21 protein-coding genes and 2 pseudogenes are annotated in these 26,451 nt (G+C 51.9%); 16 read left to right on the forward strand and 7 right to left on the reverse strand.

Going from position 1 to position 26,451, the window contains the following annotated elements; translation table 11 throughout:
• Window positions 1–263: 263 nt before the first annotated feature.
• Window positions 264–1,538, forward strand: a complete 1,275-nt coding sequence (locus tag AC6CWS_RS01945; protein WP_060589974.1) for a dicarboxylate/amino acid:cation symporter — start codon at window positions 264–266, stop codon at window positions 1,536–1,538.
• A 274-nt stretch (window positions 1,539–1,812) separates the two neighbouring features.
• On the opposite strand, the gene AC6CWS_RS01950 is transcribed toward AC6CWS_RS01945, so the two are convergent.
• The 5 genes from AC6CWS_RS01950 to yegD form a co-directional block, all read right to left on the reverse strand.
• Window positions 1,813–2,424, reverse strand: coding sequence for a helix-turn-helix transcriptional regulator (locus AC6CWS_RS01950; RefSeq protein ID WP_140599642.1), 612 nt, complete (start codon window positions 2,422–2,424; stop codon window positions 1,813–1,815).
• A 116-nt stretch (window positions 2,425–2,540) separates the two neighbouring features.
• A complete protein-coding gene (locus AC6CWS_RS01955) occupies window positions 2,541–2,681 on the reverse strand; it encodes a small membrane protein (protein WP_032453469.1) in 141 nt (46 codons plus the stop codon).
• A gap of 237 nt (window positions 2,682–2,918) precedes the next feature.
• Window positions 2,919–3,623, reverse strand: a complete 705-nt coding sequence (locus tag AC6CWS_RS01960; protein ID WP_065806018.1) for a response regulator transcription factor — start codon at window positions 3,621–3,623, stop codon at window positions 2,919–2,921.
• A gap of 14 nt (window positions 3,624–3,637) precedes the next feature.
• Window positions 3,638–5,494: a sensor histidine kinase gene (locus AC6CWS_RS01965; RefSeq protein WP_065806028.1), complete on the reverse strand. Its 1,857-nt coding sequence runs from the start codon at window positions 5,492–5,494 to the stop codon at window positions 3,638–3,640.
• A 289-nt stretch (window positions 5,495–5,783) separates the two neighbouring features.
• Window positions 5,784–7,136, reverse strand: a complete 1,353-nt coding sequence (gene yegD, locus AC6CWS_RS01970; protein ID WP_065806029.1) for a molecular chaperone — start codon at window positions 7,134–7,136, stop codon at window positions 5,784–5,786.
• A gap of 137 nt (window positions 7,137–7,273) precedes the next feature.
• Here yegD and alkA point away from each other — a divergent pair, with 137 nt between their 5' ends.
• From alkA to asmA, 4 genes are all read left to right on the forward strand, one after another.
• Window positions 7,274–8,122, forward strand: coding sequence for a DNA-3-methyladenine glycosylase 2 (gene alkA / locus AC6CWS_RS01975; protein ID WP_136070915.1), 849 nt, complete (start codon window positions 7,274–7,276; stop codon window positions 8,120–8,122).
• Window positions 8,123–8,236: 114 nt separating this feature from the next.
• Window positions 8,237–8,878, forward strand: coding sequence for a uridine kinase (udk, locus tag AC6CWS_RS01980; RefSeq protein WP_002912442.1), 642 nt, complete (start codon window positions 8,237–8,239; stop codon window positions 8,876–8,878).
• A 90-nt stretch (window positions 8,879–8,968) separates the two neighbouring features.
• Window positions 8,969–9,550: a dCTP deaminase gene (gene dcd, locus AC6CWS_RS01985; RefSeq protein ID WP_004151145.1), complete on the forward strand. Its 582-nt coding sequence runs from the start codon at window positions 8,969–8,971 to the stop codon at window positions 9,548–9,550.
• A 30-nt stretch (window positions 9,551–9,580) separates the two neighbouring features.
• Entirely contained in the window at window positions 9,581–11,428 is a 1,848-nt protein-coding gene (gene asmA, locus AC6CWS_RS01990) for an outer membrane assembly protein AsmA (protein WP_065806019.1), read from the forward strand.
• A gap of 579 nt (window positions 11,429–12,007) precedes the next feature.
• On the opposite strand, the gene AC6CWS_RS01995 is transcribed toward asmA, so the two are convergent.
• Window positions 12,008–13,591, reverse strand: a complete 1,584-nt coding sequence (locus AC6CWS_RS01995; RefSeq protein ID WP_065806020.1) for a TerC family protein — start codon at window positions 13,589–13,591, stop codon at window positions 12,008–12,010.
• Between the two features lie 764 nt (window positions 13,592–14,355).
• Between AC6CWS_RS01995 and galF the strand changes: the two genes are divergently transcribed.
• The 11 genes and pseudogenes from galF to AC6CWS_RS02050 all read left to right on the forward strand — a co-directional run bounded on the left by galF (window position 14,356) and on the right by AC6CWS_RS02050 (window position 25,651).
• Window positions 14,356–15,246, forward strand: a complete 891-nt coding sequence (gene galF, locus AC6CWS_RS02000) for a GalU regulator GalF (protein ID WP_136070916.1) — start codon at window positions 14,356–14,358, stop codon at window positions 15,244–15,246.
• Window positions 15,247–15,639: 393 nt separating this feature from the next.
• Window positions 15,640–16,269 carry a phosphatase PAP2 family protein gene (locus AC6CWS_RS02005; RefSeq protein WP_065806022.1) on the forward strand — a complete coding sequence of 210 codons (630 nt, stop codon included), beginning with the start codon at window positions 15,640–15,642 and terminating at the stop codon, window positions 16,267–16,269.
• Between the two features lie 959 nt (window positions 16,270–17,228).
• Window positions 17,229–18,662 (forward strand): capsule assembly Wzi family protein, encoded by a 1,434-nt coding sequence (locus tag AC6CWS_RS02010; RefSeq protein WP_065806023.1) that lies wholly within the window; start codon window positions 17,229–17,231, stop codon window positions 18,660–18,662.
• Window positions 18,663–18,807: 145 nt separating this feature from the next.
• Window positions 18,808–19,944 carry a polysaccharide export protein gene (locus tag AC6CWS_RS02015; RefSeq protein WP_065806024.1) on the forward strand — a complete coding sequence of 379 codons (1,137 nt, stop codon included), beginning with the start codon at window positions 18,808–18,810 and terminating at the stop codon, window positions 19,942–19,944.
• A 2-nt stretch (window positions 19,945–19,946) separates the two neighbouring features.
• The gene (locus AC6CWS_RS02020; RefSeq protein WP_065806025.1) at window positions 19,947–20,381 is read left to right on the forward strand and encodes an arsenate reductase/protein-tyrosine-phosphatase family protein; all 435 of its coding nucleotides are present in this window, start codon (window positions 19,947–19,949) and stop codon (window positions 20,379–20,381) included.
• Between the two features lie 17 nt (window positions 20,382–20,398).
• Window positions 20,399–22,558 carry a polysaccharide biosynthesis tyrosine autokinase gene (locus AC6CWS_RS02025; protein ID WP_136070917.1) on the forward strand — a complete coding sequence of 720 codons (2,160 nt, stop codon included), beginning with the start codon at window positions 20,399–20,401 and terminating at the stop codon, window positions 22,556–22,558.
• Window positions 22,559–22,606: 48 nt separating this feature from the next.
• Window positions 22,607–23,515, forward strand: coding sequence for a glycosyltransferase (locus tag AC6CWS_RS02030; RefSeq protein ID WP_065806030.1), 909 nt, complete (start codon window positions 22,607–22,609; stop codon window positions 23,513–23,515).
• 56 nt (window positions 23,516–23,571) lie between these two features.
• Window positions 23,572–24,969, forward strand: coding sequence for an undecaprenyl-phosphate glucose phosphotransferase (wcaJ, locus tag AC6CWS_RS02035; RefSeq protein WP_136070918.1), 1,398 nt, complete (start codon window positions 23,572–23,574; stop codon window positions 24,967–24,969).
• Window positions 24,970–25,019: 50 nt separating this feature from the next.
• A pseudogene (locus tag AC6CWS_RS02040) lies at window positions 25,020–25,124 on the forward strand (hypothetical protein); the annotation flags it as partial.
• 228 nt (window positions 25,125–25,352) lie between these two features.
• Window positions 25,353–25,466, forward strand: coding sequence for a sugar nucleotide-binding protein (locus tag AC6CWS_RS02045; protein WP_074423214.1), 114 nt, complete (start codon window positions 25,353–25,355; stop codon window positions 25,464–25,466).
• A gap of 74 nt (window positions 25,467–25,540) precedes the next feature.
• Window positions 25,541–25,651 carry a sugar nucleotide-binding protein gene (locus AC6CWS_RS02050; RefSeq protein ID WP_074423215.1) on the forward strand — a complete coding sequence of 37 codons (111 nt, stop codon included), beginning with the start codon at window positions 25,541–25,543 and terminating at the stop codon, window positions 25,649–25,651.
• A 311-nt stretch (window positions 25,652–25,962) separates the two neighbouring features.
• On the opposite strand, the pseudogene AC6CWS_RS02055 reads toward AC6CWS_RS02050, so the two are convergent.
• Window positions 25,963–26,451: pseudogene (locus tag AC6CWS_RS02055) on the reverse strand (IS5-like element IS903B family transposase); the annotation flags it as partial.

A 26,451-nucleotide genomic window follows, 5' to 3' on the forward strand; every position in this document is an offset into this window, starting at 1 on the left:
ATACTAGTTTAGTGAGGGAAGGGGCCGTAAAAATGGAGGAATTATGAAAAGAAGGTTGAGAAATGTCTGGATAACGGCGGCGATGGCGGGCGGTCTCGCCGCCGATTTCCGGGGTGATATCAACTTTTAGTTTAAAAAAGTAAAAAATAGTTGTATCCGCAAGGGCTTTAATTAGATTTATGCGGTGAATAAATCAGTGCATTTCCATAATAATAAAATATGCACTTAAAAATCAACGTGTTGAATAATCAGGGGTCATTGCTGTGGCAAACGCAAACAAACTCACGCTCTTCATCGTCATTTTTATGCTGATGGGGATCCTCTCCGGCGCGGCTATTCATGCCTACGCGACGCCGACCACTATCTCCGCATGGGCAGACAACATCACGCTGCTGACCGATCTGTTTCTGCGCTTAATCAAAATGGTCATCGCGCCGTTGGTGTTCAGCACCCTGACGGTCGGTATTATGCGCCTCGGCGAGACGGCCACCATTGGCCGGGTGGGCGGTAAGGCGATGGTGTGGTTTATCACCTCGTCGGTATTGTCCATTCTCGTCGGGCTGGTGATCGTTACCTTCCAGCACCCGGGCGCCGGGCTAAACCTGACGGTACCGAAAGAGGCCGTGGATACCGGCCTGGCGGTCAGCGGCATGACCCTGAAAGGGTTCCTGTCGCATACCATTCCCACCAGCATCACCGAGGCGATGGCCAACAACGAGATCCTGCAGATCGTGGTGTTCTCGATGTTCTTTGGCATCGCCGGCGCGTCGCTGGGGGAGAAGTTTAATGCGCCGCTGGTGGCGGCCCTTAACGTGGTGTCGCACATTATGCTGAAGGTGACGGGCTATGTGATGTACGTTGCGCCGCTGGCCATCTTCGCCGCCATCTCGTCGGTGATTGCCTCGCAGGGGCTGGGAATTTTGCTCAACTACGCTTCGTTCATTGGCGGTTATTACCTGGCGGTGCTGCTGACCAGCGCGGTGCTGATTGCCGTCGGCTATATGGTGCTCAAGAAAGAGGTCTTCCGTCTGCTGAACATGCTGAAAGATCCGGTGCTGGTGGCCTTTACCACCAGCAGCTCGGAAGCGGCCTATCCGAAGACCCTCGAGCGGCTGGTGAAGTTTGGCTGTTCGCGCAATATCGTCTCGTTCGTCCTGCCGATTGGCTACTCATTCAACCTCGTCGGCTCGATGGTTTACTGCTCTTTCGCCGCGATGTTTATCGCTCAGGCCTATAACGTGTCGCTGAGCTTCAGCGAGATGACGGTCATGATGCTGACCCTGATGCTGGCCTCAAAAGGCATCGCCGGGGTGCCGCGCTCGGCGCTGGTGGTGCTGGCGGCCACCATTCCCAGCTTCCATATTCCGGTTGCCGGGATCCTGCTGCTGATGGGCATCGACCACTTCCTCGATATGGGGCGCTCCGCCATCAACGTGCTGGGCAACGGCATCGCCACCGCCATGCTGTCGAAAAACGAAGGTCTGCTCACCGACGAGGAAGGGCAGCCGGACTGGGAAGCGGAGAAAGTGGAAGCCTGATCCCGCCGCGCCCTCGCGCAGAGGGCGCCATTCCACACGGAAAAAAAGACCCCTGACAGGCACGTCAGGGGCAATGTGACGAAGTATCAGTTTTCCTCGTAAATAGTCTTTTTTCTTATATAAAGGCGCGCGGTAACGTCTTTATACCGAGGAAGCGTCAGAGTTTAACGTTATGTCTGGCAGCGCTGGCGCTTTTTTAGCATTCAGCGGCTATTTTCAGATTTCCGACAATATAGCCAGGTGAAAATCTTATTTTCTTCTGCATGCTATTTGCCTACCAGCGCTCACGTAACAGATTCATAAACTGGAAAAAGTCGTGGTTATTATTCAGGCTGTATTTTTCCATAATCTTATTCTTATGATAAGCGGCGGTGCGGGGGCTGACGCGCTGCAGGGCGGCGATTTTACTCATATCGAGACCTTCGAGAATACCGTGCACCACGGCGGTCTGGGAGCGCGACAGCACGCGATGCGGGCAGCTGGCGCAGCTGAGCTCCCGGCCTGCGTCGTCGGCGGCCGAAGGCGTCATACAATGCTGGAGCTCGCTTTTAATGATCGTCAGCAGTTGCGGAATACTGGCCGTCTTTAGCGAGACAAAAATGACCCCTTTCAGGCAGTTAATCATGAAATCCTCTTCCGGCAGCTGGTCGTAGCTGTGGAGGATAATCAGCGAACTGCCTTTTTTCCTGTTTTTAATCAGCGTATTGCACAGGTAGATTTCGCCGGGGATCACTTCGCAAATGATGATGTCTTCCCCTGGCAGGTCATTATTCCGCCAGGAAAAGCGTGCCCGCTGATCGCCCCGGGTGAGGTCATTGACCATGGCGACCAGCGATTCACGGACAAAGGTGTTACGGGTATTGATGGTGACATTAATGTTTCTCATGGCGTTATTTCCTTACGCAAAAACATAACGCCATGCTGTGACAAATCCTCCGGGCGTATGCGGTGTGTTGACTGTATTAAAGTACCTGCAATATGTTTTTATTATTCTACAGTGAATTATTTACGACGCGTCGAACGCTTATCGTTAAAGGTAAATTTTACCCGTTTCCTGTCTTTCAGATAGGAAATAAAACTGTATACAGAGATGCTGAAGAAAAAAATGCATAGCAATAAAACTAACCACGTTTGCATGGCCATTGTTTATACCTTGTTTGTGTTGCATGGTGTCAGAATTTGCCGCGAACGGCTAATACGTTTTGTTATATGCTTTTCTGTCCAATGAAAATCATACGACATCATCCTTATGTGGTAGCACTATAAGAAAGTTCTTAAGGTCATCGTCAGTCTCATTCCTCTCATTTCTCTCAGAAAATGAGAAAAATTAACACTTGCGAGTCATTCATATCCAGCATGGCCGCCGACATACCCCGTCCATCAGGAGATAAAGGCCAGCCCCTTACCAAAGATGGCGCGTACGGGCAGGTGGATCCCCTGCTGGCGAGCCTTGTGGCGCAGGCGGCTAACCACCACGTCGATGCGGTGCAGGTCAGGCTCGCTTTCATGGGCGAACAGGCAGGCATGGAGATCCAGCTTGCTGCACACTTCGTTGCGATTGCGCATTAAGAGCTCCACCAGGCGATATTCCTGCTGGGTTAACTCCAGCGTCCGGGCGTCGGGTGAGATCAGTTTATCTTCGTTCAGACGCCACAGCCCGGTGGCGGGGGGAGAGACGGCGCTGGCCGTCTCCGGCGACGGGGAGGCCGCCGGGCGATCCTGTTGCAGGCGGGCGCCGAGGGCGGTCAGGGTCTCCGCGAGATGGGCGAAGTTAACCGGCTTGATCAGATAGGCATCGGCCCCGAGGCTCAGCGCCTGCAGTTTATCCTGCTGCTGGCCGCGGGCGCTGACCACCACCAGACCGTAGTGCCCCAGCTCGTGCAGGTAGCTCAGCACGCTGAAGCCATCCTCGCCGGGCAGACCGATATCAATCAGCACGATGTCCACCGGATGGCTGTGCAGTTGCCGCCAGAAGGCCTCAGCGCTCCGCGTCCCCCATACCTCGAAGCCGCGATAGCCCAACCAGGCCAGCAGTTCATCCAGCAGATCGGGGTTATCTTCAATTATCGCCAGCCGTAAAGCCATGCGTCGTTCTCCTCTTAAGCAACCGTGGGGAGGGTGAGAATAAAGGTGCAGCCGTCCGGGCCATGCTCGGCCAGCCACAGTTTGCCATCATGAGCCTGCACGATCTGGCGCGCAACATACAGTCCGAGACCGGTGCCGCCCGGCACTGGCGACGTATGTTCTCCGCGTCGGTAGCGCTCAAAGATCAGTTCCGCCTGCCCGGCGGGGAGTCCAGGACCGTAGTCGCGAATGCGCAGCTCTGTTTGCCCGGCATCGGCGTGAATGTCGATGGTGATTTCGCCCGGCGGCGAATACTTGACCGCGTTATCCAGCAGGTTGGCGATGGCGATGCACAGCAGGCCGGCGTCGGCCTGTAGCTGCGGACTTTCCACCGCGCCGTGATGGCGAATGTTCAGGTAATGGTCGTGGGAGATAGCCACTACCGAGGCCGCCATAGTGATCACCGTCAGCAGGGCGGTCTGCTGGCGGTCGACGTGCAGATCGTGGGAAGCGAGCCGGGCGTCGGCGAGGCAGTTATCGGTGAGCTGCACCAGACGGGTGGCGGCGCGGCCGATGCGATCGAAGCGCGCCTCCTGGCTGGCCGACGCCGCCGAGAGGCGGAGATTCTCCAGCGCGGCCTGGATCACCGCCAGCGGGGTGCGGAATTCATGCGCCACCATGCCCATAAACTGCCGCTGGTGGAAGCTGGCCTCGCGCTCGATCTGCAGCTCGCGCGCCAGGCGCTGCTTCTGCTCCAGCTGGCGGTTTTCAGCCCGTACCCGCAGGATGGCAATGATCAGCACCGTAATGATGTGGACGATCAGCGCATACTGCCAGAGGGAATAGATCGCCATATGAAACGGGATAATACCGTGGATCGACAGCTGCACCAGCACCGCGGCGGCGACATAGAACGGCGGCAGGAGCCCCAGCAGGAGGGTGTTGCGGTCGATAGCTTTTTTGCGCCACAGCCACCAGGAGGTGAACAGCAGCACCGGAGTGATAATGATAAAGATCACCCCTTCAATCTGCATGGCGAGGCCGTAAAACCCCAGCGGAATGCTGACCTGCAGCAGCAGGTTGAGCGCCACGGCGGCGATCAGCAGCCGGTAAAGCCGCGGCATATTTTTCTTCAAATCAAATATCTCGCTGTGCAGCCACAGGGCGGTGGCATAGCTGAACAGGGAGAGGCTGCTGATCATAAAGTCCTGGAAGGGCAGCGCGGCGTGGCCGAAAAACCACTCCGGGAAACCGTGCAGGGCGGCCACCAGCGGATAATTGAGCGAGAAGAAGCAGATGCCCCACAGCAGACGCCGGCGCAGGGCCAGGGCCAGCCACAGCGCCACGCCGCTGGCGACCGCCGCGAGGCCAAAATAGAAGCTCCAGAAGGCGGTGTCGGCGGTGGCCCGCTGCAGATAGGCCTGCGGAGAAGAGAGGGAGGCCAGCAGGATCAGGGTGCTGGTGCTCTGCAGGCGAAAGACCATCTCATAGCCGGCGGCGGTGGGCGGCGGAGGGAGGATCAGCACGCTTTCCCGATAGTGGAGATCGCTCTCCCGGGCCAGGTCACGGTCGCCAAAGGTCCGCGCGGTCCACGGCGCGTCGCTGCCCAGTGGCCGGTAATAGAGAGTCAGGTGGTCGACAAAAGAGGGACCAATCTGCAGCCAGCGCGACTCGCCGGCAAACCATGCACCCGGCAGCTCGCTGCGCAGCCACAGGGTTTTGCGTGAATAGCCGAAGGAGGGGATTTGCCGGGTGGTGGCGAGCTGGTCTACGGGCAGGTCGGCAAAGCGATCGATGGTCATCTGGCCGCTGTCGTCCGCGTACCATTCGACGGGGATATCCGTTCCCAGTTGTCGGGGCGCCGACTGCGCCTGCGGGGCGATCAGCAGCAAGAGCAATCCGCAGCTGACCAGCCAGCCTGCCAGGAACCGCGGCCGGCAACGCCGGACCGCTGCGAAGATCGCAGACACCCTTTTCAATCACGCCCCCTTGCGGCATGCAAAGATTACTGACCGCAGACGACTGGCTACGGTATGGATAATACGCCCCCGGAAGCGGAGGAAAGTGGACAGGCCTGTCCGGACGAACAGGCCATTTTGCGTGGGAGACCAGGAATATTCCAGCGTAATCTGCAACGCCGCGATCAGGACAGACCTGCTGCGCGGCAGCGCCGGGCAAGGGCTAGCGAAAAACCACCTGCGCCCAGCGGGCCAGCCCGGCGGTTACTGAGCCAAAATCATCGCCACCGGCCAGCGGAATACCCGGGAGCTTGGCCGCCAGCGCCTTTTTGATCAGCGGTGAGCGGGCGCTACCGCCGGTCAGATAGATCACGTCCGGGGTGGTCTGGCTGCTGTCGAGGGCAAGCTGCACCTGTTCCATAATGCGGCTCAGCGGCTGATCCAGCGCCGCTTCCAGCCCCTGCCGGGCGATGGCGGTGGCCAGCTCGTCCTGAATAAACGGCAGCGCGGTCTCGACGCTGTCCGCGCTGGAGAGGGCGATTTTGCTCTCTTCGGCGCTGCGCACCAGACGATAGCTCAGGCGCTGACGCCAGACCTTCAGCAGCAGGGCCACTTTATCGGCATCCCGGGCGCTGCGCAGCAGGTCGTTAAGCAGACGGCCGTTGGCGGTGCTGTAGAAGTCGCTCTGCGCCGGGACGTCGTTGATCGCCACCGCGTTCCACCACGGAAGGATCGGCAGCGCGGTGCCTTTCTCCGTTTCGCCGCCCATGCCGAGCAGGGGCATCAGGCATTTGAAGGCCAGGGCAATATCGAGGTCGTTACCGCCGATGCGGCAGCCGCTGTGGCCGAGCAGGCTCTGCTGGCGGTCGGCGCGCTCCCGCCACTGCGGGCCCATCAGCAGCAGGGAGCAGTCGGTGGTCCCGCCGCCGATATCGACGACCAGCACCCGCTTCTCTTCACTGAGGGTGGCTTCGAAATCCAGCCCGGCGGCCACCGGTTCAAACTGGAAGACCACATCGCGGAAACCGGCGCGAAGGGCGGCCCGCTCAAGGATCCCCTGCGCCTGGGCGTTGGCCTCGTCACCGCCGAGGCCCTGGAAGTTGATCGGCCGGCCTATCACCGCCTGGTCGATCTGCTCGGGCGTCTGGCTTTCCGCCTGCAGCTTGATGTGCAACATCATGGCGCAGACCAGGTCTTCAAACAGGGCCACCTGCTGCGGCTTGAGGCCGCTGGCGCCGAGGAAGGACTTTGGCGATTTGACGAAGTAGACCTCTTCCGGATCTTCAACATACTGATGCAGGGAGGCGAGGCCGAACTGCACGCTGTTGCGCAGCACCTCGATGTCTTCGTCGCGGTTGGCGGCGATGGCCCGGCGTAGCAGCGCCTGGTTTTCGTCGCTGTGGGTCGGCACCTCGTGATGGCGATAGAGCCACTCGCTGACCGCTTCGCGCGTCGGCGCGCAGAGCATGGAGGGCAGCAGCGCGCTGCCGTTTTCCAGCGTCAACAGCTGAGGCTTGTTTTCCCGCATCACGGCCACCGAACAGTTGGCGGTGCCGTAGTCAAAACCAATAAACATCGTCTGCAAAATCCCCATGCCGGTGAAGAAGGGGGGCGACTTTAGCGGATCGCCGTCATGCCGACAACCGGAATTTAAAAGCAAGGCGCTGACGGTGAAGGGCGACTATCATTGAAACGCTATATAAAGGAGAGCTTATGGTGCTGTTACCCTGGACCCCGCCCTACGACTGGGGGTGGATGGTTGGTTTTCTGCAGGCGCGCGCGGTCGCCGGCGTCGAGCGTTTTCATGACGGAGGCTACAGCCGCAGCTTTCGCGTAGCAGGCCACGGCGGGCTGATTCATCTGGCGCCGGACGAGGAGGCGCAGGGCCTGCGGGTGACGCTCTCCCCGGGGCTGCAGCCGGTGGCGGAGATCTGCTATGCGCGAATTGGCCAGCTGTTTGATCTGACCTGCGACCCGCAGCAGGTCGCTCGCACGCTGGGCGACCTGGCGCAGGCGCGGCCGGGGTTGCGCCTGCCCGGGGCGCTGGACGCTTTCGAACAGGCGGTGCGCGCGGTGCTCGGCCAGCTGGTGAGCGTGGCGATGGCCGCCCGGCTCACCGCCAAAGTGGCGGCCGGCTGGGGCGAACCGCTGGCGGACGCCCCCGGCTATGTTCTATTCCCAACCCCGGAGGCGCTTTCCCGGGCCGATCCGCAGGCGCTGAAGGCGCTGGGGATGCCGCTTCGCCGCGCGGAGGCGCTGATCCGCCTCGCCCGGGCGGCGCTCAGCGGCGAGCTGCCCCTGACCGCGCCGGCGGATATCGACGCCGGGCTGCGTCAATTGCAGACTTTGCCCGGGATTGGCCGCTGGACGGCCAGTTATTTTGCCCTGCGCGGCTGGCAGGCGAAAGATATCTTTTTGCCGGACGACTACCTGATTAAACAGCGCTTTCCGGGAATGACCCCGGCCGCCATCGCCCGCTATGCTCGCCGCTGGCAGCCGATGCGATCTTATGCGCTGTTGCATATCTGGTATACCGATGACTGGGCGCCGGCGGCGGAATAGCCGTCCGGGGCGCATACCACTGGTATCGGGACGCTGAAATCCCTATAATTGCCGCGTTTGGCGGTCCGCCGCCACCCTCCATCTCTATCCAGGTTAATCAGGTCGCAAAAATTTATGACTGATATGTCCCATCAGTGCGTCATTGTAGGCATCGCCGGCGCATCGGCTTCTGGCAAAAGTCTTATTGCCAGTACTCTCTATCGCGAATTGCGTGAACAAGTTGGCGACGAACATATTGGCGTCATTCCGGAAGACAGCTATTACAAAGATCAAAGTCATCTGTCGATGGAAGAGCGCGTCAAAACTAACTATGACCACCCGAGCTCAATGGACCACAGTCTGTTGTTCCAGCACCTGCAGATGCTGAAAAGCGGCCAGCCGATTGAGCTGCCGGTCTACAGCTACGTCGAGCATACCCGCACGCCGAACACCATTCACGTCGAGCCGAAGAAGGTGATTATTCTTGAAGGGATCCTGCTGCTGACCGATGCGCGCCTGCGTAACGAGCTCAACTTCTCTATTTTCGTCGACACCCCGCTCGATATTTGCCTGATGCGCCGCATTAAGCGCGACGTTAACGAGCGCGGCCGCTCCATGGACTCGGTGATGGCCCAGTATCAGAAGACCGTGCGCCCGATGTTCCTGCAGTTTATTGAGCCGTCGAAGCAGTATGCCGACATCATCGTGCCGCGCGGCGGCAAAAACCGCATCGCGATTGATATTCTGAAGGCCAAAATCAGTCAGTTCTTTGAATAACCTGGCCGAATTGTGTAACGTGCAAAGAGTAGCCCTGTTGCCCTCTCCGCCGCGAAGCGTGCGGGAAGCAGCCTTATAAGGAGAAAGCCCATGCGTCTGTGTGACCGAGATATTGAAGCCTGGTTGGATGAAGGGCGACTGGCCATCAATCCGCGCCCGCCCGTTGAGCGTATTAATGGCGCTACGGTTGATGTACGGCTGGGTAATAAATTCCGCACCTTCCGCGGCCACACCGCGCCGTTTATCGATTTAAGCGGCCCGAAGGCGGAGGTGAGCGCCGCGCTGGACCGCGTGATGAGCGAAGAGATCGTTCTGCCGGAAGGGGAGGCCTTTTTCCTGCATCCGGGCGAACTGGCGCTGGCGGTGACCTATGAGTCGGTCACCCTGCCTGCCGACCTGGTGGGCTGGCTTGACGGGCGCTCCTCGCTGGCGCGCCTGGGGCTGATGGTGCACGTGACCGCGCACCGCATCGACCCGGGCTGGTCCGGCTGCATCGTGCTGGAATTCTACAACTCCGGCAAGCTGCCGCTGGCGCTGCGCCCGGGAATGCCCATCGGTGCGCTGAGCTTTGAACCATTATCGGGCCCGGCGGCCCGGCCATATAACCGCCGTGAAGACGCCAAATATCGCGACCAGCAGGGCGCGGTGGCGAGCCGAATCGACAAGGATTGATAACGTCAACGGGGTGTTGCTGAGGGTGCCATGAGACGAATACTGACAACGCTGATGATCCTGCTGGCGGTCATTGTCGCCGGGCTTACCTCGTTGGTATTGCTGGTCAATCCCAACGATTTTCGCGCCTATATGGTGCATGAGGTGGCAGAGCGCAGCGGTTATCAGCTTGAACTCGATGGCCCGCTGCGCTGGCACGTCTGGCCGCAGCTCAGCATTCTCAGCGGGCGCATGACGCTGACCGCCAGAGGCGCTGAAGAGCCGGTGATCCGCGCCGACAACATGCGCCTCGACGTGGCGCTGCTGCCGCTGCTTTCGCACCAGCTGCAGGTGAAGCAGGTGATGCTCAAGGGGGCGGTGATCCAGCTGACCCCGAAAACCGAGGCGGTTCGCGACAGCGCGGCGCCGGTGGTGCCGCATGACAACACCCTGCCGCTGGCCCCGGAGGACCGCGGATGGTCCTACGACGTGCGCCAGCTGCAGGTGGCCGACAGCGTGCTCTTCTTCCAGCATGAAAACGGCGAGCAGGTGACGGTGCGCGATATCCGCCTGCAGATGGAGCAGGATGAGAACCACCGGGCCACCGTCGATTTCTCCGGCCGCGTCAACCGCGACCAGCGCGACCTGGCGCTGAACTTCTCCGCCACCGTGCAGGGCGGCGACTATCCGCATTCGTTAAAAGCCGACTTTAGCCAGCTCAGCTGGCAGCTGCGCGGCGCCGAGCTGCCCCCCGACGGCATCAATGGTCAGGGGAGCCTGCAGGCCAGCTGGCAGGAAGATAGCAAGACTCTGCGCTTTGATAATTTGAACCTGATGGCCAGCGGCAGCACCCTCACCGGCAACGGCAGCGTGGTGCTGGGAGAGCGCCCGGACTGGTCATTGGATCTGCACGCCACCACCCTGAATCTCGACAGTCTGCTGGCGTCCTCTTCGCCGGCGACCGACAGCAGCGCCAGCCAGCAGGGCCAGAGCCAGACGCGCCCGCTGCGTCCGGTGATCGCCGACAGCGATGAGCGCGAAGATTACCAGAGCCTGCGCGGCTTTACCGGCCGGATGGCCCTGAGCGCCGACCAGCTGCAGTGGCGCGGCCTGAACTTCACCCAGGTGCAGAGCGAGATCAGCAATCAGCAGGGGCTGTTGACGGTCAGCAAAATGCAGGGCAACCTCGACGGCGGCCAGCTTTCCCTCCCCGGCACCCTTGATGCCCGCGGCGACACGCCGCAGGCGACGTTCCAGCCGGCGCTGCAGAACGTGGAGATCGGTTCGCTGATCAAAGCCTTCAACTATTCCTTAAGCCTGACCGGCAAGCTGTCGCTGACCGGCGAGTTTTCCGGAGCGCGCATTGACGCGAATGATTTCCGCCGTCGCTGGCAGGGCCAGGCGCAGATCCAGATGACGGATACCCGTACCGAAGGGCTTAACTTCCAGCAGCTGGTGCAGCAGGCCGTGGAGCGCAGCACCAACGTGCGGGCGCAGGAAAACTATGACAACGCCACCCGGCTGGATGCCTTGAGCAGCCAGCTGACGCTGGATAACGGGCTGGTGACGCTGAACCGCGTGCAGGGGCAGTCCGACGTGATGGCAATGACCGGCGAAGGACAGCTCGATCTGCAGAAAGAGAACTGCGATATGCGCTTTAACGTGCGCGTGCTCGGCGGCTGGAAAGGTGAGGGCAAGCTTATCGACCGCCTGAAGCAGACCGCCATCCCGCTGCGCATCTACGGCGACTGGCAGTCGCTGAGCTACAGCCTGCAGGTGGACCAGATCCTGCGTAAACAGCTGCAGGATGAAGCGAAGCAGCGCCTCAACGACTGGGTCGAACGTAATAAAGGCAGCAAAGAGAGCAAAGACGCCAAAAAGCTGCTCGATAAGCTGTAATCGTCCAGACCAGCAGCCCGGGACTACCGGGCTGTGAGCATGTCGTCAAAGTATGATGTCACGTGGATGCCGGGTGGCGGCTACGCCTGACCCCCCTTGGGTTGTGCGGCGGGGGTTATCCCCCGGTTTGTGTCGCCATCCCGTAGGCCTGATAAGCGAAGCGCCATCAGGCAGTATGGCGGCTGTATAGCATCAATTCCCTGTGACGTGAGCGTGTCGTCCAGGTGTGATGTCACGTTGATGCCGGGTCGCGGCTACGCCTGACCCCGCCTGGGTTGTGCGGCAGGGGTAATCCCCCGGTTTGCGTCGCCATCCCGTAGGCCTGATAAGCGAAGCGCCATCAGGCAGTGTGGCGGCGGTAGAGCATCAATTCCCTGTGATGTGAGCATGTCGTCCAGGTGTGATGTCACGTGGGTGCCGGGCGGCGGCTACGCCTGACCCGGCCTGGGTTGTGCGGCGGGGGTAATCTCCCGGTTTGCGTCGCTATCCCGTAGGCCTGATAAGCGAAGCGCCATCAGGCATGGGTTTGATTAGCCGTCCCACCGCCCGGGATACCCCGGGCCGTTTTATGCCTGACGATTACACCTCATAATCCAGCTCATCCTGCTTTGCCGGCGGAACGATCTGCACCTTCTGCACCCGATGGCTGTCGACCTGCAGCGTACGCAGGGTATAACCGTCAATCTCAAGGGTTTCTCCCACCTGCGGCACATGCTGCAGATACTCCATCAGCAGACCGGCAACAGTGTGGTACTCACGTTTATCATCCAGCGGCAGCGGAACATATTGCACCAGGTCCTCCAGCGGCATATGGCCGTTGACCGTCCACGAACCGTCCGGATGGTGCTGAATATCGTGCCGGGCGTCGATCTCCTCCACCTCGTTGGGCAGATTACCGGCAATGGTCTCCATCACGTCGCTCAGGGTCACAATCCCCTCGACGGAGCCAAACTCATCCACCACAAAGGCAAAATGGGTGCGGGCCTGACGAAACTGCTCAAGGGCGGAGAGGAGCGGTAACCCCTCCGGAAAGACCAGCGGCTGGCGCACCAGCGCCTGCAGATCCAGCGGCTCCTGGCGCAGGGACTGCTGGAGCAGGTCGATAACATGCACCACCCCCAGCAGGTCTTCATTATCCTTTCCGCCGGTGACCACCAGGCGGGTGTGCTGATTTTTTTCCACCAGGCTGCGGATCTCTTCCTCCGGCGCGCTGAGGTCGATGCGCTCGATATCATGGCGGGAGGTCATAATACTGCTGACGCTGCGCTGATTCAGGTTCAGCACCCGCTCAATCATCAGCCGTTCCTGCGGATTAAACAACGGATGATGGTCCTGATCGGCGACCAGCGACGCCGTGTCAGCATCCAGTTCAGCTTTTTCTTTCTGCCCGCTCAAAAGATTCATTACCGCCTCGGTAGTGCGCTGACGCAGCGTCATATTGGCGGAGAGAAAGCGACGGCGGTTAAACAGCGCCAGCTGGTTAAGGGCTTCAATCATCACCGAGAAGCCAATTGCCGCATATAAATAGCCTTTCGGAATAATAAAGCTGAAGCCTTCAGCAATCAGGCTGAAGCCGATCATCAGCAGGAAGCTCAGACAGAGGATCACGATGGTCGGGTGGCTGTTAACGAAGCGCGTCAGCGCCTTGCTGGCCATCAGCATCAGGCTGATAGCGATGATCACGGCGGCCATCATCACCGCCAGGTGGTCGACCATGCCGACCGCAGTGATCACCGAGTCGAGCGAGAAGATGGCGTCGAGCACCACGATCTGCGCCACCACGGCCCAGAATTTGGCCCCTCTGCGCTGGGTGGGATTATCGCTGTCTTTTCCCTCCAGCCGCTCATTAAGCTCAACGGTTGCTTTAAACAGCAGGAACAAGCCGCCGAACAGCATAATTAAATCGCGGGCGCTGAAGCTGAAGTCGTGAAAAACAATCAGCGGTTTGGTCAGGGTGACGAGCCAGGAGATACAGGCCAGCAGCAGGAGACGCATCACCATCGCCAGCATCAGGCCAGTGATCCGTGCGCGGTCGCGCTGGGCGGGCGGGAGCTTCTCAGCGAGGATAGCGATAAAGACCAGGTTATCGATACCTAACACCAGTTCGATAACGACCAGCGTGACGAGACCTGCCCAGATTGACGGATCGGCAATCCATTCCATATGTATTAAAACCTGTACGACTGCGGTATGTGTTACCCCGATCATGGATAAGATGGGTATAAAATGCAATAACGACGCGGATAACGCCCTGCCATGGGTGGATATATTTCCAGCAGATTAAGCGAACCGATAAGAATTATGTTCCGGTAAAGAACAGTGAAAAAATAACACCATGGCGGTTGCCCTGGAATAAGCGGGCCAATATCAGAACGTCTGCCGCTGCGCTTCCGCCAGGGCGCAAAAGCGGCGCTGTGCCACCGCTCGTCGCAGCGAGAGGTGATGCCCACGCTATGGGGGAAGAGCGTAATCCCTCGCAAAATCGGCATAATTCAGCTCATAAAGGGGGCGCAGAATAGGGCGGCTCCTGGTTTTATTCCACCGATTATGGCTTGTATAGCGACCTGTCCAGCGGTAAATGCTGAAATATATTGCATGGATAAATTTATTATCTATACCTATTCTTTGCGGGCATAGGTGCGGCACGGCAGCCCTGGCGTGCTGGCGCGCCCTGTGGACGGGGATCTCGGCCACTTTGCACGGCGCAGAGAAACGCGCCGCTGAATAACCTGATCGAGAATAAGATTATTCTCACTTCTAACTGTTGGTAAAAGGGAGTTATGTGTATTCTTTTACGTGACAGTGAATTTAAGAATTTGGCGGGCAGATGCCCGGGCAGTATCCGTGTATTATCAGTTTCAATGGATTTGTGACATGTACAATTTTGCAAAACCGCGTGTTTTGCAACCAAACAGGTGAAGATGAATATGGCGAATTTGAAAGCGGTTATTCCGGTCGCAGGACTAGGCATGCATATGCTGCCGGCCACAAAGGCAATTCCAAAGGAGATGCTGCCGATCGTTGATAAGCCAATGATTCAGTACATTGTTGACGAAATCGTCGCCGCCGGGATCAAAGAGATTGTTCTGGTGACGCACTCCTCGAAGAACGCGGTGGAAAACCACTTTGATACCTCCTACGAGCTGGAAGCCCTGCTTGAGCAGCGCGTGAAGCGCCAGCTGTTGGCGGAAGTCCAGGCCATTTGCCCGCCGGGCGTAACCATCATGAACGTGCGCCAGGCGCAGCCGCTGGGTCTGGGGCACTCCATTCTCTGCGCCCGCCCGGTCGTCGGGGACAACCCGTTTGTGGTGGTGCTGCCGGATATCATCCTCGACGGCGGCACCGCTGACCCGCTGCGCTATAACCTCGCCGCCATGGTCGCCCGCTTTAACGAGACCGGCCGCAGCCAGGTGCTGGCGAAACGCATGCCGGGGGATCTCTCCGAATACTCCGTGATCCAGACCAAGGAGCCGATGGTGGCGGAAGGGCAGGTAGCACGTATCGTCGAGTTTATTGAAAAACCGGACGAACCGCAGACTCTGGACTCCGACCTGATGGCGGTGGGCCGCTACGTGCTGTCGGCAGATATCTGGGCCGAACTGGAGCGCACCGAGCCAGGCGCCTGGGGCCGTATCCAACTGACCGACGCCATTGCCGAACTGGCGAAGAAGCAGTCCGTCGACGCGATGCTGATGACCGGCGAAAGCTACGACTGCGGGAAGAAAATGGGCTACATGCAGGCCTTCGTCACCTACGGCATGCGTAACCTGAAAGAAGGCGCCAAATTCCGCGAAAGTATTAAAAAAATGCTGGCCTGATTGCTAGCGTAGTACGGGGGGGGCAGGGCGTGAACATTCGTCCTGTCGCTCATAACGTTATGCAGAAATTATTCATAACGCGAATGTTATAACGATTGTAAAGAAACGTATGGCTTCGGAGACTTCTGGTAGTTTGTTTCTGGCCTCTGTGGTGCAATGGTCGGAGTAGCGGCAATAATGCTTTATGAATAGTCACTTAGTGCGACAATTCCTAAAGCGAAGGGAAAGCGGTCAACGACAGCCAAAAATAAAACTTGACTGCGATCATGTTTCCGCTTTAAACATCTCACTTGCATGCATAAAAATGTGAAATGAATTGGCATGCGAGCTGGTATAGACATTACGGATAATCCCTGAGCACGGCAGTGGACATCATCGAAGGATCACAGGTATATGAACTGGCAACTCATCTCATTTTTTGGCGATAGCACCGTTTTGCTGCCCAGCGCAGCGGCGCTGTTTATTGTCCTGATGCTGCGTAAAACGTCGCGGTTACTGGCGTGGCAGTGGAGTTTGCTGTTCGGCATCACCGGCGCTATCGTCTGCGCCTCCAAACTGGCCTTTATGGGCTGGGGTATGGGTATTCGCGAGCTGGATTACACCGGCTTTAGCGGCCACTCCGCGCTCTCCGCGGCCTTCTGGCCTATCTTTCTGTGGCTGCTCAGCGCTCGTTTTTCCGCGGGTTTGCAAAAAGCAGCCGTCGCCACCGGCTATATTCTGGCCGCCGTGGTGGGCTATTCGCGGCTGGTCATCCATGCGCATTCCGTCTCGGAAGTGATTGCCGGCCTGCTGCTGGGCGCTGCTGGCAGCGCTTTGTTCCTGCTGCTGCAAAAACGTACTTCTGACTGCGATTATAAGACAGTAACCTGGGGTGGAATTGCATGCTTGGTAATGGTCCCACTGATACTGTTGCATAGCGGCAGTAAAGCGCCGACACAGACCCTGCTGGGGCAAATCGCCACCGCAATTGGGCCGCTGGATAAACCCTTTACGCGTACCGATCTGCACAAGCAGGCCTGGTAATCGCCATTTGTTTTACAGGGGAAATTAAGTTTTGGCCGGTTAATTAGACAAATAAGAAAATAATCTACTATATATCCGGTAATTGATAATTCATATTTATGAAATAATGAAGTGCTACTACATTGTTATTGCATATTTGTCTGGATATAGCTTTGATCAGACGTTTCTTGAATGCGCTGAGACGTTACCTGATGCACATTCAATGAATATCCAGACACAGGAAACTATTAGAAATTGTAGTTGACTATAACGCCATCATCTGATTTTTGCATGATGATGAGCTATGTAAAAAGACGTTTTTTTACAGTCAATTAGCTGCATGTGTGATGTTGTAGCAGTACCGGGAGGATTTCTAACCCTGGAAGTCAGTGAATAATCTTAATTGGTGACCCGCTTATTTTTTGTCAGTAGAACGACAGGCGGCATTAATTGGCAGATATTCGGTAACAACACTCCCAATTGTGACCGAAATCCCGTAAACTTAACGCCGCCAAAAATAATGGCCTGACCAATTATTCATCCACAGGTCGATAAAAAATTAAGTCGTTCAGGTAGTCAGTGCGCTGGTAGCTGTTAAGCCAGGGGCGGTAGCGTCGCTGAAGCCGCTTGCTGCTGCACAGAGGTTCTCTTCAACGGCTGTAAAATCGTCCCGGTCAGGATGATCGCCCTCAATAGATATCTATCAATTTTCTACGGATATCCTCAGAAGTTGGCCAGGAGCGGCTGCTGATATCGCCTGGACATTAACTTTCCTGTCTCATCGATAGCCTGTAGGGTAAAATTCGCCTACATTGTGAGCTGAGTGGATGTTATAAGGCTAACAAGAAGCTTAGGGTAAATGTACTTGCCTCGCCTGTGTTGCACAGCGAAGTCAGCTGGTGCCGCGAGCGCTTTCTATCTTGGTATTCCCCTCATTCTCATTGAGATACGACAGCGGGGCTGAAAATGGATCTTGTACAATGATAAAAATTGCGCGCATTGCCGCGACGTTGGGTTTGCTTTCCTCCCTGGGAGCCCAGGCTTACGCGGCCGGGTTAGTGGTAAATGACAACGACTTGCGTAACGACCTGGCCTGGCTTTCCGATCGCGGGGTCATCCATCTGAGCCTGTCGACCTGGCCGCTGAGCCAGGAAGAGATCGCCCGGGCACTGAAAAAGGCTAAACCGTCCTATTCTTCTGAACAAGTGGTGCTGGCGCGTATTAACCAGCGACTGTCTGCCTTAAAAGCGGATTTCCGGGTCACCGGCTACACTTCAACCGATCAGCCGGGCACTCCGCAGGGGTTTGGCCAGACGCAGCCGGCGGATAACTCGTTAGGCCTGGCGTTCAACAACAGCGGCGAGTGGTGGGATGTTCACCTGCAGGGCAACATTGAAGGGGGAGAGCGGATCAGCAACGGATCGCGCTTCAACGCCAACGGCGCCTACGGCGCGGTGAAGTTCTGGAACCAGTGGCTCTCCTTTGGTCAGGTACCACAGTGGTGGGGACCGGGCTATGAAGGGAGCCTGATCCGCGGGGATGCCATGCGGCCGATGACCGGTTTCCTGATGCAGCGCGCAGAGCAGGCAGCGCCAGAGACCTGGTGGTTGCGCTGGGTGGGGCCATGGCAGTACCAGATCTCCGCCAGCCAGATGAATCAATATACCGCTGTGCCACATACAAAAATTATCGGCGGTCGTTTTACTTTCTCACCTTTCCAGTCACTGGAATTAGGTGCTTCGCGCATTATGCAGTGGGGCGGGGAAGGGCGTCCTGAGTCATTTAGCAGCTTCTGGGATGGCTTCACTGGCCATGATAATACCGGGACGGATAACGAACCGGGTAACCAGCTAGCTGGTTTTGACTTTAAGTTTAAACTCGAGCCAACTCTCGGCTGGCCGGTCAGTTTCTACGGACAGATGATTGGCGAAGATGAGTCAGGTTATCTGCCTTCGGCAAATATGTTCCTTGGTGGAGTGGAAGGGCACCACGGTTGGGGTAAAGATGCGGTAAACTGGTACGTGGAAGCGCATGATACTCGTACCAATATGAGCCGGACGAATTACAGCTATACCCACCACATCTATAAAGATGGTTATTACCAACAAGGGTATCCACTGGGGGATGCGATGGGTGGGGATGGTCAACTCATTGCCGGGAAGGTTGAGCTGATTACTGAAGATAACCAGCGCTGGAGTACGCGCATCGTTTACGCCAAGGTTAACCCGGAGAACCAGTCGATCAAAAAAGCATTCCCACATGCCGATACCTTGAAAGGTGTACAGCTAGGCTGGAGCGGGGATGTTTATCAGTCTGTTCGTCTGAATACCTCTTTGTGGTACACCAACGCTAACAACAGCGACAGCGATGACGTTGGGGCCAGCGCAGGGATAGAAATACCGTTTAGTTTATAAGGCTGAATGCTGAAAATAAGGGGAGAGCGGTGGTAGCGCTGCAGGATGCAGTCAGCTTTTCTCTCTCCGCAGGCTGGTAAGGAAGCAACGGCCATGACAGCTGCTCAGGAATTGGCAAATTTTGATTTACTGATGATGTGACATTATGAAGAAAAAAATTGTTAGATTTTCGGCATTAGCATTGGCGATTGGGTTTTTATCGGGTTGTACCATTATTCCAGGCCAGGGATTAAATAGTCTGCGCAAGAATGTGGTTGAGCTACCGGACAGTGATTACGATCTGGATAAACTAGTCAATGTCTATCCGATGACTCCTGGACTGATAGATCAATTACGCCCGGAAATTTTGATGGCTCGCCCTAATCCGCAACTGGATGATCTTCTTAAAAACTACGAATATCGAATTGGGGTGGGTGATGTATTAATGGTAACTGTCTGGGACCACCCGGAACTGACGACACCTGCGGGTCAGTACCGTAGTGCAAGTGATACCGGTAACTGGGTGAACTCAGATGGCACTATTTTCTATCCTTATATTGGTAAAGTCCAAGTTGCTGGCAAAACGCTGAGTCAGGTACGTCAGGAAATTGCGAGTCGATTGACTACCTATATTGAAAGTCCCCAAGTTGATGTGAGTATCGCTGCATTTCGATCTCAAAAAGTGTATGTGACAGGGGAGGTGGCGAAATCTGGTCAACAACCCATTACTAATATCCCCCTTACTGTGATGGATGCGGTAAATGCTGCTGGCGGATTAGCAACTGATGCTGATTGGCGTAATGTTGTTCTAACGCATAATGGTAAAGATACAAAGGTTTCTTTATACGCGTTAATGCAGAAAGGTGATTTAACTCAGAACCATCTCCTATACCCTGGTGATATTTTATTTGTCCCACGTAATGATGACCTTAAAGTCTTTGTGATGGGAGAAGTTGGCAAACAGAGCACTATGAAGATGGATCGTAGTGGTATGACACTTGCTGAGGCATTGGGTAATGCTGAAGGTATATCCCAGTCAATGAGCGATGCGACGGGTGTATTTGTTGTTCGTCAGTTGAAGGGGGATAAACAAGGGAAAATTGCCAATATCTACCAACTGAATGCACAAGATGCTTCAGCGATGGTATTGGGTACCGAGTTTCAATTACAACCTTATGATATTGTTTATGTTACAGCAGCTCCGTTGGTACGGTGGAACCGTGTAGTATCGCAGTTGGTACCGACAATTACTGGTGTTCATGACATGACAGAAACCGCACGTTTCATTAAATCTTGGCCATAATTATGTTTGATTCCATACTTGTTGTTTGTACCGGAAACATATGCCGTTCGCCTATTGGTGAGCGTTATTTGCAGAGATTATTAACAGAAAAAAAAATTGATTCGGCAGGAACGGGAGCTATGATTGGTTACGATGCGGATCCGAGCGCAATTAAGATTGCAGAAATGAATGGACTTTCACTTGATGGTCACAAAGGAAAGCAATTTACATCTTCTATGGCACGACAATATGATTTAATCCTCGTAATGGAGAAATATCATATAGAACAAATTGGCCGTATTGCACCCGAAATACGCGGTAAAACAATGTTATTCGGCCATTGGATAAATCACCGTGAAATACCTGATCCTTATAAAAAAAGTGACGAGGCTTTTGCCTCTGTTTTTCAACTTATAGCTGAGTCCAGTCAATGTTGGGCTGAAAAATTACGCGCGTAAAAGGCAGGAACGATTGCATGTCATTAGAAACTAGTAAATCTGTAAAAGAGTCTGATGAGATTGATTTAGGTCGTCTTATTGGTGAGCTTATAGACCATAGGAAACTGATTGTTTCAGTCACAGCTCTTTGTACGCTAATTGCGTTAGTCTATGCTATATTTTCGACACCGGTTTACCAAGCTGATGCATTGATCCAAATCGAGCAGAAGCAAGGTAATACTATCTTAAGCAGTTTGAGTCAAATGTTGCCGGATAGCCAACCTCAATCTGCCCCAGAAATAGCATTAATTCAGTCGAGAATGATCTTAGGGAAAACTGTAGATGACTTAAATCTGCAGGCTGAAGTTAAGCAAAATCATTTTCCTGTTTTTGGAAATGGTTGGGCTAGAATTAGTGGAGACGAAAAAGGTGAGTTATCTGTTTCAAGGTTTTATTTAGCAATAAAAGAAGATGATGCTGCAAGTATTAAATTAACAGTGCTAGATGATGAAAATTATATTGTAGAAGGAGATGGTTTTAGGTTAAAAGGTAAAGTTGGACAGCTGTTGGAGGACAAAGGGTTTTCTCTTAGGATAGATGCTATCAATGCACAAAAAGGAAGCGCTTTTACAATAACATATATATCAAGGTTAAAAGCAATTAATGAATTAAGGAAAACGCTTTCTGTAACTGACCAAGGAAAAGATATAGGCATGCTAACCCTGTCCTTGACAGGGGAAGAACCTGATTTGATAAAAAAGATAATTGATAGTGTTGCTTCTAATTACTTAGAACAAAATGTTGCACGTGAGGCGGCACAAGATGCCAAGAGTTTGGACTTTTTAAATCAGCAACTACCTGAAGTGCGAAGTGAATTAAATACTGCGGAAGATAAGTTAAATAAATATAGGCAGCAAAAAGATTCAGTAGACTTATCTCTTGAAGCCAAATCGGTGCTGGATCAGATAGTAAATGTAGATAATCAGTTGAATGAGCTAACTTTCCGAGAATCGGAAATTTCACAACGGTACACTAAAGAACATCCAATTTATAAGGCATTGATTGAGAAACGTCAAACCTTAGTAGAAGAAAAAGGGAAGTTAAATAAGCGTGTATCGGCAATGCCTGAAACGCAGCAAGAAGTATTGAGATTTAGCCGGGATGTTGACTCTGGTAGGGCGGTTTATATGCAACTTCTGAATCGCCAACAGGAGTTGAATATTGCCAAGTCTAGCGCTGTTGGTAATGTAAGAATAATTGATAATGCGGTAACACAACCAAGACCGATTAAACCTAATAAACTAGTTATTGTGTTAATGGGTATTTTGCTAGGTATGTTATCATCTATTTCGCTTGTTCTAATCAGAGTTTTTTTACGTCGTGGTATCGAATCACCAGAACAACTCGAAGCATTAAATATCAATGTATACGCCAGTATTCCTATATCTGAGTCATTTGTAAAAAATACATCTCATGTACAAAGTTGGCGAAAACGAGAACAGGACGAAGTTCAAGGATTTCTTGCTGTTGATAATCCAGCAGATTTAGCAATTGAAGCGATTCGAGGACTAAGAACTAGTTTGCATTTTGCAATGCTAGAAGCTAGGAATAGTGTGCTAATGATTTCAGGGGCAAGTCCTAATGCGGGTAAAACCTTTATTAGTTCAAACTTAGCAGCAGTGATTGCCCAAACAGGGAAGAGAGTTCTTTTCATTGATACAGATATGAGAAAGGGCTATACACACAAATTGTTTAATGTAAGTAATGATAGTGGCCTTTCTGATTTCTTGTCAGGGAAAATAGGCATTGACAAAGCTGTAAAGTCTATACCAACAGCCAAATTTGATTTTATAACAAGAGGAATGGTTCCGCCAAATCCCGCTGAGTTGTTAATGCATCGAAGGTTCGATGAGTTAATTACATGGGCAAATAGCAATTACGATATTGTCATTCTGGATACTCCACCTATATTAGCAGTTACTGATGCAGCCATAATAGGCCACTACGCAGGTACCACCTTATTAGTAGCACGCTTTGAATTAAATACTTCAAAAGAAATAGAGGTTAGTATAAAACGATTTGAACAAAGCGGTGTAATTGTCAAAGGCTGTATTCTAAATGGTATTGTAAAAAAAGCCAGCAGTTATTATAGCTATGGCTATAACCATTATGGTTATTCCTATACTGATAAAAAATAATGAATATGCCAGATTTTCGGCATATTTTATTTGTTCATGGTAGATAATATGAAAGCATACATTGCGATACCAACATATAATGGTGGTACCATATGGCAGCAAGCTGCACAAAAAATACGAGAATATATTCCAGTTGGAACTTATGTCCAAGTAATTGACTCAGGTAGCAAAGATAACACTATTGAAACAGCATTGGAAAATGGTTTTGATGTATATAAAATTGACACGGAAAAATTCAATCACGGTGGGACAAGGAATCTTGCTGTCGAGTTGCATAAGGATGATTTTGATATCGTCATATTTTTGACTCAAGATGCAATACCTGAACCATATTTTTTTGAAATAGTTATTAGTGCGTTTAATGAAGAGAAAGTTTCTTGTGTTTACGGAAGGCAACTACCACATATTGACGCAAATACTATTTCAAAACATGCTAGATATTTTAATTATCCAAAAGAAAGCTATGTCGCATCATTAAATGATATTGCATCCATGGGCTTGAAAACTGTATTTTTATCGAATTCATTTTCTGCCTATAGGATATCGACATTCATTGAACTAGGTGGTTTTCCAAAAAACACTATTTTAAGTGAGGATATGTATTATGCAGCAAAAAGCGTTATGGCTGGCTATAAAACAGCCTATCTTGCAGATGCAATGGTAAGGCATTCACATAATTATAGTGTAGTCGAGGAGTTCAATCGATATTTTGATATTGGTGTATTTCATGCGGATGAGGATTGGATTAGAAAAAAATTTGGGGGAGCGGGGGGGGAAGGGAAAAAATTTATTTTTTCAGAATTTTCATTTCTTTTAAAAAACGATGTTTTATCTATCCCATTATCTATGATGCATAATTTTGTTAAAATTATAGGTTACAAACTCGGTCAAAGTTATAAATATTTGCCTAAAATTCTTGTAAAAAAATTCAGTATGCATAAAAGATATTGGAAATAAAATATTACATTGATTGTGCCCAATATATAATTTCAATTAATGAGCGGAAATAGGCTATGACTAAATTTCATCATCGCATACGCTCCAAACCAAATGCATCATTGATATCTATAGTTCAACGCTTCGCGGATATCCTGATTATATTTGTTGGACTCTATGCATCTTGTTTCTTAAATGGGAAACACTTTGGCTATAATCAAGTTTTGGTCTGCTTAATAGTACTTGCAGCCTTTCAGATGATTGGTGGGATTTCAGATTTTTACCGTTCATGGCGAGGTGTGAAATTATCGGCAGAACTTAACTTAGTTTTAAAAAATTGGACACTAAGTCTATTATTTGTTATGGGATTGCTATCCTCTTCATTGGTCTTAGGAATGCCATTTAAAATATTTGTAGAATGGTATTTTATTGTATGTATTGGTGTAATTATATGCAGGATGTCTATTAGAGCAAGTGCAAGAGTTGTACGTAATTTGGGATATAATACGCGGAGAATAGCTATAGCAGGATCTATGCCCGTCGGGATTAATTTGGCCAGAAGTTTTATTGACGCGCCATGGTTAGGTTTTATTGTCGTTGGTATATATGATAGAGATAAAATTTATACTAGTGATGAAATAGAGTATAAAGGAGATTTTAATAAACTCATATGCGATGCTAAAGCAGGGGTAATCGATCGGATTTATATAGCTATGAGTATGAGTGATGAGCTTAAAATGAAAGAGCTTATAAAGTCACTAACGGATACAACATGTTCTGTAATATTGATTCCTGATATATTTACTTTCAATATTTTGCAATCAAGAACTGAAGAGGTAAATGGTGTACCAGTTGTTCCTTTATTCGATACTCCAATAAATGGTATCAATATGGTATTTAAGAGGCTTGAAGATATAATTATTTCTTTATGCATAATAGTGCTAATTTCACCGGTTTTAATCGCGATTTCACTGGCAGTAAAAGTATCTTCTCCTGGGCCAATTATTTTTAGACAAACACGCTACGGCATGGATGGAAAACCAATTAAGGTTTGGAAATTCCGTTCTATGACAGTAATGGAAAATGATTCAGCAATAAAGCAAGCAACTAAAAATGATATTCGTGTTACAAAGACTGGTCGATTTTTAAGGCGAACATCGTTAGATGAGCTACCTCAATTTTTCAATGTACTTTGGGGGGGGATGTCTATTGTAGGCCCCAGGCCACATGCAGTTGCACATAATGAACAGTATAGAAGCATAATTGAAGGTTACATGCTAAGGCATAAAGTCAAACCTGGTATTACGGGATGGGCTCAAATAAATGGATGGAGGGGAGAAACTGATACAATTGAAAAAATGCAAAAGAGAGTTGAGTATGATTTAGAATATATTAGAGAGTGGAGTATATGGTTCGATCTTAAAATAATATTCTTGACTGTATTTAAAGGTTTTGTAAATAAATCTGCATATTGAAAATACTTAATTGCAAATTAAGAAGCGTATTGACTTGATTAAGAGATAAAATGAAAACGATCGTGGCTGGTGGTGCTGGCTTTATTGGTTCAGCAGTTTTATTTCACATTATAAATAATATCAATGATAATGTGAGCGTTGTAGATTGCTTAAGATAGACTGGGAACTTAGATTCGTTAGCGTCAGTTTATAGAAATTCACGTCTAAAAGTTGAAGAAATGAATATATGTAACCGAAAGGAAATTGAACGTATTTTTAGAGAAAATAAATCAATCTTAGTAATGCATTTAGCTGTTGAAAGTCATTTTGTTCGTTGAATTGACAGACCATCCGATTGGGCGTTGCTATCCAAAGATAGCTTTCTAGAATGATAGGGAACTTGGGTGACGGATGTAAAAGAATTAAATATTATTGATTATGATGCTGTTTGTGAAGCAGTAGAAAAATATAGACCTGAGGCTGTCATAAATGAGGCTGCTTATACAGCAGTAGATTAGGCAGAAAATAAATCTAAGATAGCGCACTTTGTTAATTGTGAGGGACCTAAGAATTTTGTTTTAGCTGCAAAAAAATGAATGCGAGATTAGTCAATGTCTCAACAGACTATGTATTCAATGGGATATTGCCTAGGCCATATTCTGAATTGGAGCAAACTGAACCACTTGGCGTAAATGGTAAATAAAATTAGATGATGAACTGGCAGTTCTTGGGGCTTCAGCAGATTAACTTATAATAAGAACCGCATGGATATTTGGAAAATATGGGAATAATTTTGTTTTAATAATATTAAATTGTTTTAATAATATTAAAACTAACGAATGATAGTGATGCTCTTAAGATTGTCCGGCTTACGTAGGCGATATTACTTAGGTGATAATTAAATTGTTAATGGTGAATGCGTATTTATCACTACTGCGGTCATCAAGAGGTTTCTTGGGGCTTTGTTGAATAAATCAGATTTCGGGTAAGTCTCCCCCGTAGCGGGTTGTGTTTTCAGGCAATACGCACGCTTTCAGGCATACCTGCTTTCGTCATTTTGTTCAGCGCTCGTACCAGGGCCATAGCCTCCGCAACCTGACCATCGTAGTCACGCAGCGTCAGTGAACCCCCGAACAGCTGTTTTACCCGGTACATCGCCGTTTCCGCTATCGAGCGACGGTTGTAATCTGTTGTCCATTTCCACCGCGCATTACTCCCGGTCATTCGCTGATTAGCCACTGCACGGTTACGGTCTGCATATTCACCGGGCCAGTAACCCGCACCTTTTCGGGGCGGGATAAGGGCGCTGATTTTCTTACGCCGCAGTTCATCGTGACAGAGCCGGGTGTCGTAAGCGCCGTCTGCCGATGCTGCCCTGATTTTTCTGTGAGCCTGCCGGATAAGACCCGGGAAGGCTTCTGAGTCCGTCACATTGTTCAGCGACAGGTCTGCACAGATGATTTCATGTGTGTTGCTGTCAACTGCCAGATGCAACTTTCGCCA

This window comes from Klebsiella sp. M041 (genome assembly GCF_059759695.1).